Raw genomic sequence first — 13559 nt, forward strand, 5'->3', positions numbered from 1 at the left:
ATTCTCGTTTGGTTCCAAAGTGCGGTTTCATGTCACGCTCAAAAACCTTTCCGGCACAACGCTGCTCTATCTCAAAGCAACTGACCTTGAGTACATCACGGTCAACATGAAAATCGAAGCCGTTCAGCCGAAAACGCAGACGATTACGCATAAGGTTTATTCCTCTCCGATCTCCTCTGTTCAGTCCGCGATTCTGCGTGAGCAGCCGCACAGCACCCACTCGCCTTCCGAAAACGCCTATGCCAAACCCTTTGGCAACTACGGTATCCGCCAGGAGCTGCTGAAAGAATTCAGCCGGAAGGAGTCTGAGGAAAAGGAGGAACAGGCAAAGCTCTCTTCCGCGCCGAAATCCGCCGCGCCAGTTACCTCGACAAAACCGGAAGAAAAGCCTTCCAGAGCTGAAAGCACAATCACCGTTAAAAAAGGATGGAAGAAAGAACGGAACCAGCACGTTGAACACATCACACAGACCGTTCATACGCGCACGGAAGAACAGCCTCTTCCTTTCGAAATCAATGATCCTGAGGAACTACCGCTCCCTACGGGGCCGAAGCCTGAGGAGATCAAGGTCTCCCCTGCTGTTCATAAAGAAGTACCTGAACCACAGGAACTGCCGCCGGAAGACCCTGTCACTGAAGATGAAACACCTGAGGTGTCTGACACCTATTCAGAAGAAGAGACATCTGATGTGTCTCTCACTGAGCCCACAGCATCGGAAATGGCTGAAGAGTCCGAGATCGAAGAGGATGATTCGGATTTCGCGGAGGATCCTGCAAGCGAAACGGAGCCTGCTGAAGTGGCGGCTGACGATGAGAATTCCGATTCATCTGTGGAGGATGCGTCTGATCGCGAAGTACGGGACATTCTGACCAAGGAGCAGATGCTCGACGCTCTTGCTTCAATGGGGTTCTATACCGACCCGGACGCGCCTGACGAAGAGACTGACGAAGAACTCTCTGTTCACGGCGAACAGATTGAAGGCGAAAAAGCCTGGGACGCTGAAATCCGGCGTATTGAAGGCTTTATCGCTGAACGCGGCGGGTTATACCCGAAGAAACTCATTGAGACCTTCACGGCACTCATGCAGACTCACGACATGGTGGTGCTTGGAGGCCGCTCCGGTACCGGCAAAACGAGTTTCTGCCAGCGTTACGCTGAGGCAATCGGGGCGGACGTCACGATCGTTCCTGTGAAACCGAACTGGATGAGCACGGAGGATCTTCTCGGGTACTTCAATCCGGTGAACGGCACCTATGTGTCGACCCTCTTCCGTGACGATCTCCTCCAGGCCGCTGCGCATCCGGAAAAGATGCATCTCGTTGTGCTCGACGAAATGAACATCGCGATTCCCGAACACTACTTCGCGGATTTCCTCAGCCGCCTTGAAGACCGAACGGTTCCGGAACCTGAAATCGTGCTCCCTGGGATTCCGAAGAAAAAGGATCCAGCCCCCCGCAAAGCGCAGTACGCGGTCTGCAAAGTGATCCTCTCGTTCCTAGGCGACAAAGGGTCAGACGTCACACTTCAGGATGTGCTCGGGGACCCCGATTACCGGGGGCTTCTCGCCGGCGCTCTGAAGGAATTCGGCGAAGCGCCGCTTCTCACGAAACTCGTTGAAATCGCGGAAGGTGCCGCAGATGACGGGAAATCCGGCCGAACGCTTAAGATTCCGCAGAATGTCCGCTTCATCGGCACAATCAATGTGGATGAGACAACGAACTCGTTCTCACCGAAGGTGCTTGACCGAGTTCACGTTCTGAAGATGGATGACGACCCGTTCGCGATGAAGGATGATGAGAGGTGCTCCGGCACCGGGGACGCAAAGTGGATTGATCCGGCGTCCTTTGGCATCCGGGGACCGTATGAAGATCTCGACAGCGCGGCGATGCGGGATCCGATCATCCAGAAGCTGATTGGGCTGCGGGAGTACACGAACCCTCTCAATATCGACCTCAGCATGCGTCTCATCAAGCAGGCGCTGCATCTGAAGAACTCGATGATGAAGGTGGGACTTGATCCGAACGGCGTGATCAGCGCCGTGATCCGCTCGAAGATTCTCCCCCGCATGGTGTTTGACGCGGATTCGGGATCTTCCCGCGGCTACCCCGGAACGAAGGGCGAAGCGCTTCAGAAGTTCCACGCGTACCTTGAGAAATCGGTGCTCGATGACCGGCAGTGCAATGTAGAGGCATCTGACCTGCTGAAACAGAGCCGGAACGGCGATAACCAGGTCAACTACTGGGCGCTCTGATGTTCCACGCGTGCTACATCCGTTTTGTCAGACGGGAAAACAACGCTCCCCGGATTACGGAAAAGATCGGCTCGTTTGAGACCGAACTCGTTGTGACCGCGTTTAATCGGAACGAGTACGGGTCCTTGATTCTCCCGGCCTTCCGGTCCGATAACGCGGCCGCATCCCCGGTTCCGCTCGAGAATACGAGCGAAGCCTGGGACTCGTTTACGGATTGGGATGGAAACCGCTGGTGGTTCCTCTCCTGCTTCTATACGAACAGGAACCGTCAGACCGGAGAGACCGAGACGCTCCGCAGCTCCGCGATCTATAACTCGGTCGGATTCCTCCCCGTCGCGTGGACTGACGGCTCGGAATTTGTCCTTCACGTGGAATGCGAGCCATTTGATCAGGCGTCGCTTGACCGGATGCTCCGTGACTTCCGGGACGGGCTCTATGAGATCATTCTCGCGGGAAAAAATCCCCTCACCGCGTCCGCTGCCGTGAGCACAGAGTCAAGCGGAACACCGAAAGAAGGCAGCCTCTACCAGTTTGAGTCTCTCGTCGATCTGGTGAACTCCATCGAATCCGTGATGGCGTCGCTTCGCGCGAAAATCGGTCTCCGGGAAGATCTCCTCCCCGCGCGGCGTGCCCGGCAGTCCTCCGCCACGCTGATCCGGAAGTATCTCAACCCCAACGCCCGGACGCTTCTCTCCCGCGAGCTTCATCACGACTGGAACAGCGGCGTGAATCAGTTCGTGCATTCTGTCGTCGAACGGACGCTCGAATTCGTGGAACTCGTGCTCGATCAGCCGCAGTCCGTAAAAGACCGGTACTTTGATCACGAGGACACCGAGACGCTCAAACTCATGCGGGAGAAGCTCCGCCGGAGCCGCGACCGCCTGATCAAGCTCGGAATCGGGACCGAAGCGCTGAACTTTAACATGGTGGTGTTCCAGCAGGATACGAAGTATTCGCACCTCTACCGAGCCCAGAAAGCGTTCTTCTCGAACCGCGTCGGCTTTGAATCCGTGGAAAGTCTCCACTATGCGTTCCAGCATTCGCGCCACTTCAGAATCACGCGCCTCGCGGAACTCTATGAACGCTGGGTGCTCGTGACGCTCGTCCGGGTTCTGCAGACCCGGTTCAAGCTGACGCTGCCGACCGGCTGGGTGAGCGACTTTATCCGCAGGGTGATCCGGGACGAACATAACATCCGTCTCGAATTCACGCATCCTTCCTGGCGCTATCGGATCCGTCTTACCTACGAGTACGAGCTCCCGAAACAAGGGACGCAGCGTTACGCCTTCCGCCCGGACTTTGTGCTTGAGCTGATCGATGAGTCGCGGCTTGAAAAACGTTTCCCGAAACTCATTCTCGACGCCAAATTCCGCACGGTCTTTAATGCCGCGGACTGCCGGCAGCTGCTTGAGGAACTCGCGTACCGCAAGGACTACCTGCAGGAGGCTCAGAAGACCTCCGACACTCCCTATATTCCGCCGCGGGGCCGGTCTGAATTTATGGAGTAGGCAGCCGCCCGCTTAGCGCGTGACCGTCAGATTACCGATGGCCGCAACATGCTCTTCCTCGTATACCCAACGCCTGAAACCGAGCGTCCTAGCTACTTTGGCCTCATGGATCACGGCCGGGGCTGGGTACACGCGTTCGCGGACTTCGGAACCCTTCTCCGGAATAACGGGCTCGCGAAAGCGGTGCTCGAGTGGCTTCAGGCGCTGGAGCATGATTACGAGGCGGATTTCTCTCACCCCGATGAGCTCCTCTGTCCGGTCTGCGGCGCGAGCGGCGATCATCTTGTGCTCAGAGCTTCCGATTTCGATCATGACGGGCACCCAATCGAATGGAACATCCTGTACTGCAAGGACTGCGAGAACGTCGTGCGGCGGAAGCTCACGTGCCAGTGCTGCGGGCGGACCTCGCTCTTCGGGAACGCGCTGAAGTCCGACTACTACCGGCGTCGGGAAGGAAAACTCGTGTGCCCTGAGTGCGGCGAAACCGTGGAATAGCGGCGTAAACCGCTTAATAGCTTCTGATAGATCCTGATAGTAACTATCAGGATCTATTGGTATCTATCAGGACTTCACAGGGGAGGCGTCTTTCTACTAACAGCGGACAGCGGCTCTGCTCGCTATGCATATAAAAAAACCTGAGCTCGAAGCCCAGGTATGAAAGATCTCTGTTCTAGCTATACAGAGAAAAAGAAAAAGAGGGATGTCTTGGATATCGCTGCCCTGACATCCCTAAAAATTTCCCGTGCTTTGGCGGACGGGAAATCAAAGACTGCAAGTTACTTCGCAGCCCTAGGAGACGGATTCTTCTGCGGGACGCCGGAACGTACGCTCGGCGACCGAATCGATAACAACGCCACGCTGCGCGGGAAGTCCGGCGTTCGTGAGACGCTCGGGATGCGTGAGGACCGTCGCGCGGCCCGGGCGGCAGAACGCCGCCAGCGTGAGCCCCGCCTTTTCCGCCGTTTCGACGGCAAGCCCAGTCGCCGCGGACACCGCGAGCAGCACTTCAACGCCGCAGCTCGCCGCTTTCTGAACCATTTCGTAGGAAGCGCGGGACGAGATCAGCACCACGCGGCTGTTCCACTCAGGAGCCGTGGGAGCGCGCATGCCGCGGGCTCCAAGGAGCTTATCGAGCGCCACGTGGCGGCCGACGTCCTCCATGCAGCCGATCGTGCCGCCATGGTCATCGAGAAGGCACGCCGCGTGCGTGCAGCCCGTAACGTCGCCCACAAGCTGGCAAGCCTTCATCGCGGCGAGCGCCCGATCGAGATGCTGGAGATCAAAGGTCGCGGTGCGGGGAAGCGGCTTCACCGGGCGGATCACGTCATTAATCTGCTCAAGACCGCAGACACCGCAGCCCGTGCGGCCGGCGAGTGACCGGCGGCGTTCCTTCAGCTTCATGAAGCTTTCGCTCGACACCTCGAGCTCCACCCGAACGCCGCGGCAGGCCGGAACCACATCCATCCCGTAGATCTCGGAGCGATTCTGGATGATGCCTTCAGAGAGTGAGAAACCGACCGCGAACTCCTCAAGGTCAGAGGGGAGCGCCATCATCACGACGTGGCTGATCCCGTTATAAACGAGCGCCACGGGAACTTCCTCAGCCACGACATCCGGCACCGCTCCGAACGTGTCGAAGCTGCGCTTATACGCAGTTACCGGTCTTGCACACTGATTGAGATCCATGGCGCTTCCTTTATAAAAACCCTGACACTCACTGCGGTCAGTCTTTCCGTTCCTTTAAGCTGCTTTGCCGCCCCTTAGTTGAGGGGCTTCTCCTGACCGGCTTCGTAAGCCATCTGGAGATCACCGAGCTTCACGAGCTCAAGCTCGTCCGGAGTCCGGTTAAATTCATCCTCGTGCTCGAACACGGTCGGGAGGATCTCACCGCAGTGGTCGCACACGTAGAGGCGGTGATCCAGGTCGTCCTTATCGTGGACATAACGGAGGTCACGCGTCGCGTTCGTTTCGCAGTACGGGCAGCCGATGCGGTTCCAGTACCAGGAAGCGCCGCAGGTGCCGCAGACGAGGCTGCGAACCGAGCCATTGAAATTCGTTTCAGAAATACGGGCCATCACAGGATCACCGCCGCAGATCGGGCAGTGAGGCTTGTAGCCGTATTTGCGGTCCTCAAGCGAATCCTGGTCAAGAGACGCGGCCTTCGATTTCGCCGCGTTCCCAATGAAGACGCGGAGAGCCCAGGAGAGAACCGGGAAGATGAAGCGCGAGAGCGTATCCGGATCCGCCCCATTCGCGTTGTCATAGATGTAATTCAGGAACTCCTGCGGACGGGTGCCGGCAAGCGTCGCCGCGTGGTCATCCACGAGCGCGTCCCAGTCAATGCCCTCAAGCATCTTGAGGACCTCGGGATCCATATCCTTGCCGACCTTTCCGAGGAGCGTGGAGAGAATCTCGCGGCACACCGCGGCGAGGCTCGCGCGGTCGATCGCGACCGGCGACTCCTGGAGCACCGTGCTTTCACCCTTCTTCACGCGTTCAACGGATTCAGGGGTGAGATCAACGATTTCGAGCGAATAGCTATCCGAGAGCTCGCGGGTCTTCTCAAGCGTCTCAGCCGTCAGCCAAAGCACGTGAACGGTCTCCGGGGCAACGCCCTTCGAAAGCTGCTCAACTGCCTGTTCAAGATTCTTATCCATGGTTTGAAACTCTTTTTAAGTTATTGGATTTGATGTTTTTAAACCGGGTACTGCTTTAGGGGTCCCTGGGAGGAGGGGCGCTCGGCCCCCCGCATCCCAGGTACTGCCGCTCTGATCAAACTAGAGCTTTACTGCATGCTGCTTCTTACTTCTTTTCGGTGGTCACGCCTTCACCGGTGCCGAGGCGGGTGTTAGCCCAGTAGCCCCAGTGGTAGGCGGCGTCAGCCTCAGAGACCTTGCCGTCACCCCACATGAGGTTGGCAGTGCCCTTGTACGGCTGGAAGATGCCGGCACCAAGGTAGATGTGGCCAAGACCGAAGACGATGATCACGAGGAACCCGATGTCGTGGATGATGTGAGCGGCCCAGATGAGGGAAGCCGACATCGCGATACCGGTGGAACCAGGGATCCAGCCAGCTTCAGCCCACATCACGAGGCCGGAGAGAGCCATCAGGATGCCCATGATCACGAGACCGCCGTCAGCCATACGCTGCGCGCCCTTCACTTCGTGCTGCGGAGGCATATGAACCTTCTGCGGGTTGAAGAGGTAAGGCACGAACTTGCGGGCGAATTCCCAGTCGTCCTTATCCCACTTGCCGAAGATGTTGTTCTTGAAGAGGTGCGCGGCACCCTTCGGAGAACGAACGAGAGCGATCAGCGGGAAGAGGATGAACGGCACCGCGGCGATACGGTGCAGCATGCGCATCCAGTAGACGAACGTTCCGCCAAGAGCCTCGGAGATCGCCGGCGTGAAAACCGCGACGCCGGTGAGAGCGAGGAAAATGCAGGACACCGCAGCGACACCGTGGGTCACACGGGCGAGACGGGAGTGGCGCTGGATATAGCGAGTCATTTATTTTTCCTCCTTTTCTTCGAGGGCAGCCTTCAGTTCAGCGTCGGCCTTGGCCTGCTGTTCCGGAGTCCAGGTCTTCTTCGCTTCGTCGATCGTCAGATCATCGCGGTGATACTTGCGAGCCGAGATCCAGGAGAGCGCGAGACCGGCAACGGTCGCGGCCGCGGCAATGCCGCCGAGCGGACGGAAGAGCTTGTGGGAGTCGTACACAGCCTTCTTCTGCGGGTTGGTCGGGAGACCATAGGCCTCGTGACCGTGCTTGCAGACGTAGATCACGTGCAGACCGCCCATTTCGGTTTCACCGTAGACCTCAGCCTTGCTGAAGCCCTTAGCCTTCAGGACTTCAACGCGGGCCTTCGCCTTCGCGATCATTTCATCGCGGTTGCCGAAGCGGAGCGCTTCAGGCTGGCAGGTCTTCACGCAGGCCGGGATACCGCCCTTCTCAAGACGGTCCATGCAGGCCGTGCACTTGTCGATCTTGTGATCGCCAGGACGGAAGCGCGGCACGTCGAACGGGCAGGCCGTACGGCAGTACTGGCAGCCGTTGCACTTCTCGGTGTCGAAGTTCACGATGCCGTTCTTGTCGTGGAACAGCGCGTGGCTCGAGCACACCTCGACGCAGGCAGCGTCCGTGCAGTGCATGCAGGAGCGGCGGCCGATAGCCCAGTTGATCGGCTGGAACTTGTTGCCGGACTCTTCCTCGTGGAAGGTCTGGATAAGACGCGTATCGCCATTCAGATCCATCGGGCTCTGGAGGGAGCCAGAGAATTCCGTGACGTTGTGACCGAGCGGAGCGGGAAGTTCGTTCCACTGCTTGCACGCCACCTGGCAGCCCTTGCAGCCAGTGCAAAGGCTCGAGTCAAAGTAGATGGCGACATCATTAGGTTTTGCCATTATTTATCTCCTAGTCTCTCTGATCAGGCCTTTTCGACGTTAACGAGGAAGCCGCGGTATTCCGGAATCTGGGAATTCGGGTCTCCGACGTTCGGCGTTAGGTCGTTCATCGTCCAGCGGTCGCTCGCGTAGCGGCCGATGAAGGAGAAGTGGTGCGGGCAGCCCAGGATGTGATGCGGCTTGCCGTCAACCATGACCGGCTTCAGACGCTTCGTCACCATGGCCTGGACGCGGACTTCGCCACGATTGTTCCAGACACGGACCAGGTCCTTGTTCTTGATGCCCTTTTCCTTCGCGAGTTCTTCAGACATCTCGACGAACGGACGCGGGCTGATTTCAACGAGCCACGGGCAGTTACGGGTCTGACCGCCAGCCTGCCAGTGTTCAACCACGGAGTAAGTCGTGGCGACGATCGGGAACTTATCCGGATCAGCGCGCTTCACGGACGGGTCGTTCGTGTAGATCGCGCACGGATTGTTCTGAGAACCGTTGATCTGGTTCTTCACCGGGGATTCCCACGGCTCATAGTGCTCGGGGAGCGGACCGTCGGCCATGCCGTGATTCGGGAAGAGACGGGAGTACTGTTCCCAGGTCATCATGAAGGCCTTGTTGTTCGGCGGAACACCCTTGCCGTCCTTGGCAGCCACGAAATCCGGCACGTCGTAGCAGACCCACTTCTGAGCCTTTTCGTCCCAGTGCAGGAGGTCACGCTTCGGGTTCCAGGGCTGGCCCTTCATGTCGGCAGCGCCGCGGTTATACAGAATGCGGCGGTTGGCCGGCCACACCCAGGCCCAGTTCGGGAACACGCCGAGACCAGAGGGATCCTCGGTACCGCGGCGGTAAACCGGCTGCTTCGTGTGATCGAGCGGAGCGTCGTCGTTATTCCAGTAACCCACATAGATCCAGCAGCCGCAGGCGGAGGTGCCATCAGCCTGGAGGTCACCGTAGGTCTTCAGGAACTTGCCGGTCACGGTGTTGTAGCCATTCAGAGCGCGGGCAACGCGTTCCATGCTCCACTTGCCGTCAACCTTGTAGTCCCAGTTCACCTTCGTCACGGCCTCGGGGCACTTGCCGCCTTCCTTGCGGTAGAGGTCCTGAACGCGGGTGAAGATTTCGGACATCATCTCAAGGTCCCACTTCGCCTGGCCGAGCGGCGGCACAGCCTGTTCACGCCACTGCAGCATACGGCCGGAGTTCACGATGGAACCGGGGCGTTCGTAGATCAGGGCTGCCGGCAGACGATAGATTTCGGTCTTGCAGGACTTGACGTCGAACCCGGGTTCCTTCCAGAAGTCGGAGGTTTCCGTCGGGACGATATCGGAGACAACCATCCAGTCGAGCTTCGCGAGACCGCGGCGGGCATTCGACGCGTTCGGAGCGAAGTGAGCGGGGTTCATGCCCCAGACGAAGTAGCCCTTCACCTTGCCGTCGCGCATACGGTTCCAGGTCGGAATCATGGAGGCGTCACGGTATTCGTGCGGGAGCTTCGGCATCCAGTCATAGCCATAGTCGTTCTCGACCGTGGCGTTTTCGCCGTACCACTCTTTCAGGATGGAGACCATGAACTTCGGCTTATTCGTGTAGTAGCCGTCAGCATAGGTTTCCTTCGCGAGCCAGTCAGCGAGCTTCGCGTGCTTGTCCTGACGCGGGTAGTTGAGGTAGCCGGGGAGGCCGTCAGAGGTAGCCGCGATGTCGGTGGAACCCTGAACGTTCGGTTCGCCGCGGAGCGCGTTCACGCCGCCGCCGGGGACGCCGACGTTACCGAGGAGCAGCTGAATCACAGCCATCGAGCGGCAGTTCTGGGAACCAAAGGTGTGCTGCGTTTCGCCGAGCGCGTAGAGGATCGTGCCGACGCGTTCACGCTTGCCGGTGGACGTGTAGACCTGATAGACCTTCTCGAGGACTTCCTTATCGATACCGGTAACGGAAGAAACCTTATCGAGCGTGTAGCGGGAGTAGTGGCGCTTCATGATCTGGAACACGCAGTTCGGATCCTGCAGCGTCATGTCCTTCTTCGGCTCATGGACGGTCGGGTACTTGAACTTCGGGACACCGGGCTTCGTCACCCAGTTCATCGCGCCCTTCGTATCCCACTCGCGGTCAGAGGCGGTCTGATAGGACCAGGTCTCGTCGTCATACTTGTGGGTGTCGGGGTTGTAGCCCGTGAAGTGGCCGGATTCCGGATCAAACTTGAAGTCCGGGTTGATCAGGCACGGGGCGTTCGTGTAGTTCTTGACGTACTCATCCTGCCAGAGGTTGTTGGAGAGGATGTAGTTCATCATGCCGCCGAAGAAGGCGATGTCGGTACCCGGGCGGATGCAGGCGTAAAGGTCAGCCTGAGCGGCGGAACGGGTGTAGCGCGGGTCAACCACAATCCAGGTGCCGCCCTTACGCTGAGCGCGTTCGATGTAGCGGGAGGAAAGCGGGTGGGACTCAACGCTGTTCGAGCCGATCGACATGACGACATCGGCGTTTTCGATGTCGCACCAGTGGGAGGTCATGGAGCCGCGGCCAAAGGTCGGGGCAAAACCGGCCGGCGTGGAGGAGTGGCAGGGGCGGGTCTGGTTATCGATCTGCACGGAGCCAAGCGAGCGGCAGAACTTCTGCACGAGCCAAGCTTCTTCCGTCTGCAGCTGGGCAGCGCCGATGGAGGCCATGCCGTCGTTGCGGTTCACGAGGACGCCGTCTTCGTACTCAACGAAGTTTTCGTCACGGGTCTTCTTCACGTGACGGGCGATTTCGTTAAAGGCGTCTTCCCAGGAGATGTCTTCCCACTTGTCGGAGCCGGGGCGGCGAACCTGCGGCTTCAGGAGGCGGGACTCGTTATGCTTCACCTTGCGGTCCGGCGTAACGACGTTGCGGAGGTTGAACATGGTCGCGCCCTTCGGGCAGAGACCGCCTTTGTTCACCGGATGATCCGGATCGCCTTCGAGGTTCACGAGTTCGCCGTTGCGAACGGAGCAGATCACACCGCAGCCGCCAGCGCAGTAGCAGCAGATGTTCGTGAATTCCTGGGTTGAAACGAGCTTGTATGGCTTCTTAGCCGTGTCGGCGGCAGCGTGCGCGAGGGACGGGGCAGCAGCGACAAAGCCGCTGGTGCCAAGAGCCATGCTGCGTTTGAAAAAACTTCTACGGGAGATCCCCATAAAAAGCCTCCTATTTGCTTTGTTTTTGTAAATCCCGTTCGGGCCGGGCATGTCACGCATTCTAGGGATCAGTTTTTTCAGATCCAATAGGGAGGCGGGACTAAGCGAAGGAGGATTTAGCACTACATACCGTGCATGAGGGATACAAGAAAACGCTATGAGATCAATGCGGTATTCATTTTAGGAATAACGGTAAGGCCCCACAGTGCACACATAAAATCTTTAATGTTTTCGGGGAATTCTTTCAGTTTCGCTTCAGTTTCGTAACACGCCATATATTGGGGATGCGTGTTTTGGCTACGTCAGAAGGCCTAGTTCCTTGGCCGGTACCGGCGTAGATACCGGTATACCGTTAGATGAAAATGATTCTCGTTACAGAAATTAGTTTAGCATAAAACTTTTTGAAAAGGGTACTTTTCGCGCCTGAAATGGACCTTAAGAAAGGAAAAAATGGGGCGTGAAAATTAAGAATCCCTGAAACACCGCGTTCATCTCCAGGAAAAGCCCGTTTTCCCCACCATCTTCCGACCCGAAACGCGTTAAAGTGCGGGATAGATAACCTATTCACTGAATTTCGGATTTTCCCATGCACCAGCTTCAGTTTTTCAGAGCCTCAGGGCGGCTCCCGCGGCGGTTCTTCTGGATCGGCGTCCTGCTTCTCCTGATCCTCCTCTCCTGCGCGGTCTTTGTTTCCGTGCTTCTCGCGGGGGTAGCGCGGAGCGCGACAGGCTCGGAAACCGTGAGTTTCGCGGTGTTCGCGGTGCTCGGCGGGCTCTCTATTCTCGCTGGTCTTTATTCGCTTACCTGCCTCATGAGTCAGAGGCTGCATGATTTTGGAAGGCCCGGTATTTGGGCGCTCGGGTTCTACGCGCTCCTCGCGGTCGGTATCGCTGGGATCCGGATTGGAGGAATCGCAGGGGCATTGATGATCCTCCCCTTCGCGGGCCTCGTCTTCTTCGGCACCCGGCCAAGCGACCCGGCACACAATATCTATGGTGATCCGATATCAGCACCGCTTCCGACTGACCCGCAGCTCTGACCCTTTAGCCCCCAGGCACACGGAAATCGAAATCATAAAAAACCTCTATATATATAGAGGAGAATATTCAGTAGACGAAAATCACTTGAAGGACGACGCAAAATGACAACTCAGGCTCCTGATCTGAATAGTCCCGCAGCTGCCCGCGCCGGCATCGCGGCCGGTGTCCTCGCCTATATCATCTGGGGCCTGATGCCGATCTACTGGCGGCTCCTCGGGGAAGCGTCGTCGCTTGAGATTCTCTGCCTCCGAATTATCGGGAGTCTCGTCTTTATCTTCGGGTACCTTGCGGCAAAAGGCCGGCTCGGTGAGCTTTCCGGTGTGGTCCGGGGACTTCGCTCGGATAGGCCGCTCGCCCTCCTTCTCGTCGGGGCCGCGTTTTTCTCAAGCGCGAACTGGCTCGTGAATATCGTGGGAGTGAACACCGGGCACGTGGTGGAGCTTGGGATCGGGATGTTCCTCACGCCTCTTATGTCGGTCGCTCTCGGCGTCGTGTTTTTCCGCGAGAAACTGACACCCATTCAATGGATTTCCGTGCTCCTCCCGCTCGTTGGGGTTCTCATCATGATCTGGGGCCTCGGCAGAATTCCGTGGATCGCGATTCTGGTTTCGAGCACCTGGGCTGTCTACTCCGCGATCAAGAAGAAAGTGCCGCTTTCCGCCTGGATCAGCCTCGCGGTCGAGCACGCTCTGATGCTTATTCCCGCCGCGCTTTACCTCATGTATCTCGAGCGCGCCGGCGGGATGTACTTCCTTCATGGGCACGGTGTGGAGCTCGATCTCGCGCTTCTCTTTGTCGGCTTTGTGACCGCAATCCCGATGATCGCCTTCTCCTACGCCGCTCCGCGCCTCCCGATGCTGATTCTCGGGTTCATTCAGTACCTGAACCCGATTCTTGTCACGTCGCTCGGGGTCCTCTTCTTCGGTGAGTCGCTCACACGGACTGAACTCATTCCGCTCCTCTTTATCTGGTCCGGGATCGCGATTTATCTCGCCTCTTCCATTGTCCGGAACCGCAGGGCACTCCGTCTGAGGCCCCCAAAACTCGGGTAAAACCCCCAGAGACACAAAAATTCCTGCCTCACCCGGATACAAATGGAAACGTATCATCTAGACTGTAAGGCTCAAAGGAATTGAAGCGGCGGAACGTCACTTTTCCGCCGCTTTTTAAAGCAATTTTTTCTGGTCTCACCCCCGCGAGCGCCAGAAAT

General features: G+C 57.9%; 10 protein-coding genes. 5 read left to right on the plus strand and 5 right to left on the minus strand.

The window, feature by feature from the left end:
- Nucleotides 1-19: 19 nt before the first annotated feature.
- The 3 genes from M4NBBH2_RS10820 to M4NBBH2_RS10830 are packed head-to-tail and all read left to right on the plus strand — an operon-like array spanning nt 20 to nt 4254.
- The gene (locus M4NBBH2_RS10820; RefSeq protein ID WP_116270975.1) at nt 20-2251 is read left to right on the plus strand and encodes an McrB family protein; all 2232 of its coding nucleotides are present in this window, start codon (nt 20-22) and stop codon (nt 2249-2251) included.
- On the plus strand, nt 2251-3759 hold the full coding sequence (locus tag M4NBBH2_RS10825) for a nuclease domain-containing protein (protein WP_116270976.1): 1509 nt from the start codon (nt 2251-2253) through the stop codon (nt 3757-3759). The genes M4NBBH2_RS10820 and M4NBBH2_RS10825 overlap by 1 nt, the downstream gene beginning before the upstream one ends.
- A gap of 48 nt (nt 3760-3807) precedes the next feature.
- Nucleotides 3808-4254 (plus strand): hypothetical protein, encoded by a 447-nt coding sequence (locus tag M4NBBH2_RS10830; protein ID WP_124944247.1) that lies wholly within the window; start codon nt 3808-3810, stop codon nt 4252-4254.
- Nucleotides 4255-4548: 294 nt separating this feature from the next.
- Here the strand turns inward: M4NBBH2_RS10830 and fdhD are convergent, their stop codons facing one another.
- From fdhD to M4NBBH2_RS10855, 5 genes are all read right to left on the minus strand, one after another.
- The gene (fdhD, locus tag M4NBBH2_RS10835; RefSeq protein ID WP_116270978.1) at nt 4549-5445 is read right to left on the minus strand and encodes a formate dehydrogenase accessory sulfurtransferase FdhD; all 897 of its coding nucleotides are present in this window, start codon (nt 5443-5445) and stop codon (nt 4549-4551) included.
- Between the two features lie 74 nt (nt 5446-5519).
- On the minus strand, nt 5520-6416 hold the full coding sequence (locus M4NBBH2_RS10840) for a formate dehydrogenase accessory protein FdhE (protein WP_116270979.1): 897 nt from the start codon (nt 6414-6416) through the stop codon (nt 5520-5522).
- A 145-nt stretch (nt 6417-6561) separates the two neighbouring features.
- Nucleotides 6562-7269 (minus strand): cytochrome b/b6 domain-containing protein, encoded by a 708-nt coding sequence (locus M4NBBH2_RS10845; RefSeq protein ID WP_116270980.1) that lies wholly within the window; start codon nt 7267-7269, stop codon nt 6562-6564.
- Nucleotides 7270-8163 carry a 4Fe-4S dicluster domain-containing protein gene (locus tag M4NBBH2_RS10850; RefSeq protein WP_116270981.1) on the minus strand — a complete coding sequence of 298 codons (894 nt, stop codon included), beginning with the start codon at nt 8161-8163 and terminating at the stop codon, nt 7270-7272.
- Between the two features lie 23 nt (nt 8164-8186).
- The gene (locus tag M4NBBH2_RS10855; protein WP_116270982.1) at nt 8187-11309 is read right to left on the minus strand and encodes a molybdopterin-dependent oxidoreductase; all 3123 of its coding nucleotides are present in this window, start codon (nt 11307-11309) and stop codon (nt 8187-8189) included.
- A gap of 586 nt (nt 11310-11895) precedes the next feature.
- On the opposite strand from M4NBBH2_RS10855, the gene M4NBBH2_RS10860 reads away from it, so the two are divergent.
- Both M4NBBH2_RS10860 and rarD read left to right on the plus strand, forming a co-directional pair.
- Nucleotides 11896-12348, plus strand: a complete 453-nt coding sequence (locus M4NBBH2_RS10860) for a DUF805 domain-containing protein (protein ID WP_116270983.1) — start codon at nt 11896-11898, stop codon at nt 12346-12348.
- Nucleotides 12349-12450: 102 nt separating this feature from the next.
- The gene (gene rarD / locus M4NBBH2_RS10865; protein WP_116270984.1) at nt 12451-13401 is read left to right on the plus strand and encodes an EamA family transporter RarD; all 951 of its coding nucleotides are present in this window, start codon (nt 12451-12453) and stop codon (nt 13399-13401) included.
- Nucleotides 13402-13559 lie beyond the last annotated feature (158 nt).

This window comes from Mesosutterella multiformis, assembly GCF_003402575.1.
GTDB lineage: Bacteria > Pseudomonadota > Gammaproteobacteria > Burkholderiales > Burkholderiaceae_F > Mesosutterella > Mesosutterella multiformis.

What these genes read in the sequence shown, in the direction of transcription:
- M4NBBH2_RS10850 (WP_116270981.1), bottom strand. Translation starts at nt 8,163, where the DNA reads ATGGCAAAACCTAATGATGTCGCCATCTACTTTGACTCGAGCCTTTGC.
- M4NBBH2_RS10845 (WP_116270980.1), bottom strand. Translation starts at nt 7,269, where the DNA reads ATGACTCGCTATATCCAGCGCCACTCCCGTCTCGCCCGTGTGACCCAC.
- M4NBBH2_RS10830 (WP_124944247.1), top strand. Translation starts at nt 3,808, where the DNA reads ATGCTCTTCCTCGTATACCCAACGCCTGAAACCGAGCGTCCTAGCTAC.
- M4NBBH2_RS10840 (WP_116270979.1), bottom strand. Translation starts at nt 6,416, where the DNA reads ATGGATAAGAATCTTGAACAGGCAGTTGAGCAGCTTTCGAAGGGCGTT.
- fdhD (WP_116270978.1), bottom strand. Translation starts at nt 5,445, where the DNA reads ATGGATCTCAATCAGTGTGCAAGACCGGTAACTGCGTATAAGCGCAGC.
- M4NBBH2_RS10855 (WP_116270982.1), bottom strand. Translation starts at nt 11,309, where the DNA reads ATGGGGATCTCCCGTAGAAGTTTTTTCAAACGCAGCATGGCTCTTGGC.
- M4NBBH2_RS10860 (WP_116270983.1), top strand. Translation starts at nt 11,896, where the DNA reads ATGCACCAGCTTCAGTTTTTCAGAGCCTCAGGGCGGCTCCCGCGGCGG.
- rarD (WP_116270984.1), top strand. Translation starts at nt 12,451, where the DNA reads ATGACAACTCAGGCTCCTGATCTGAATAGTCCCGCAGCTGCCCGCGCC.
- M4NBBH2_RS10825 (WP_116270976.1), top strand. Translation starts at nt 2,251, where the DNA reads ATGTTCCACGCGTGCTACATCCGTTTTGTCAGACGGGAAAACAACGCT.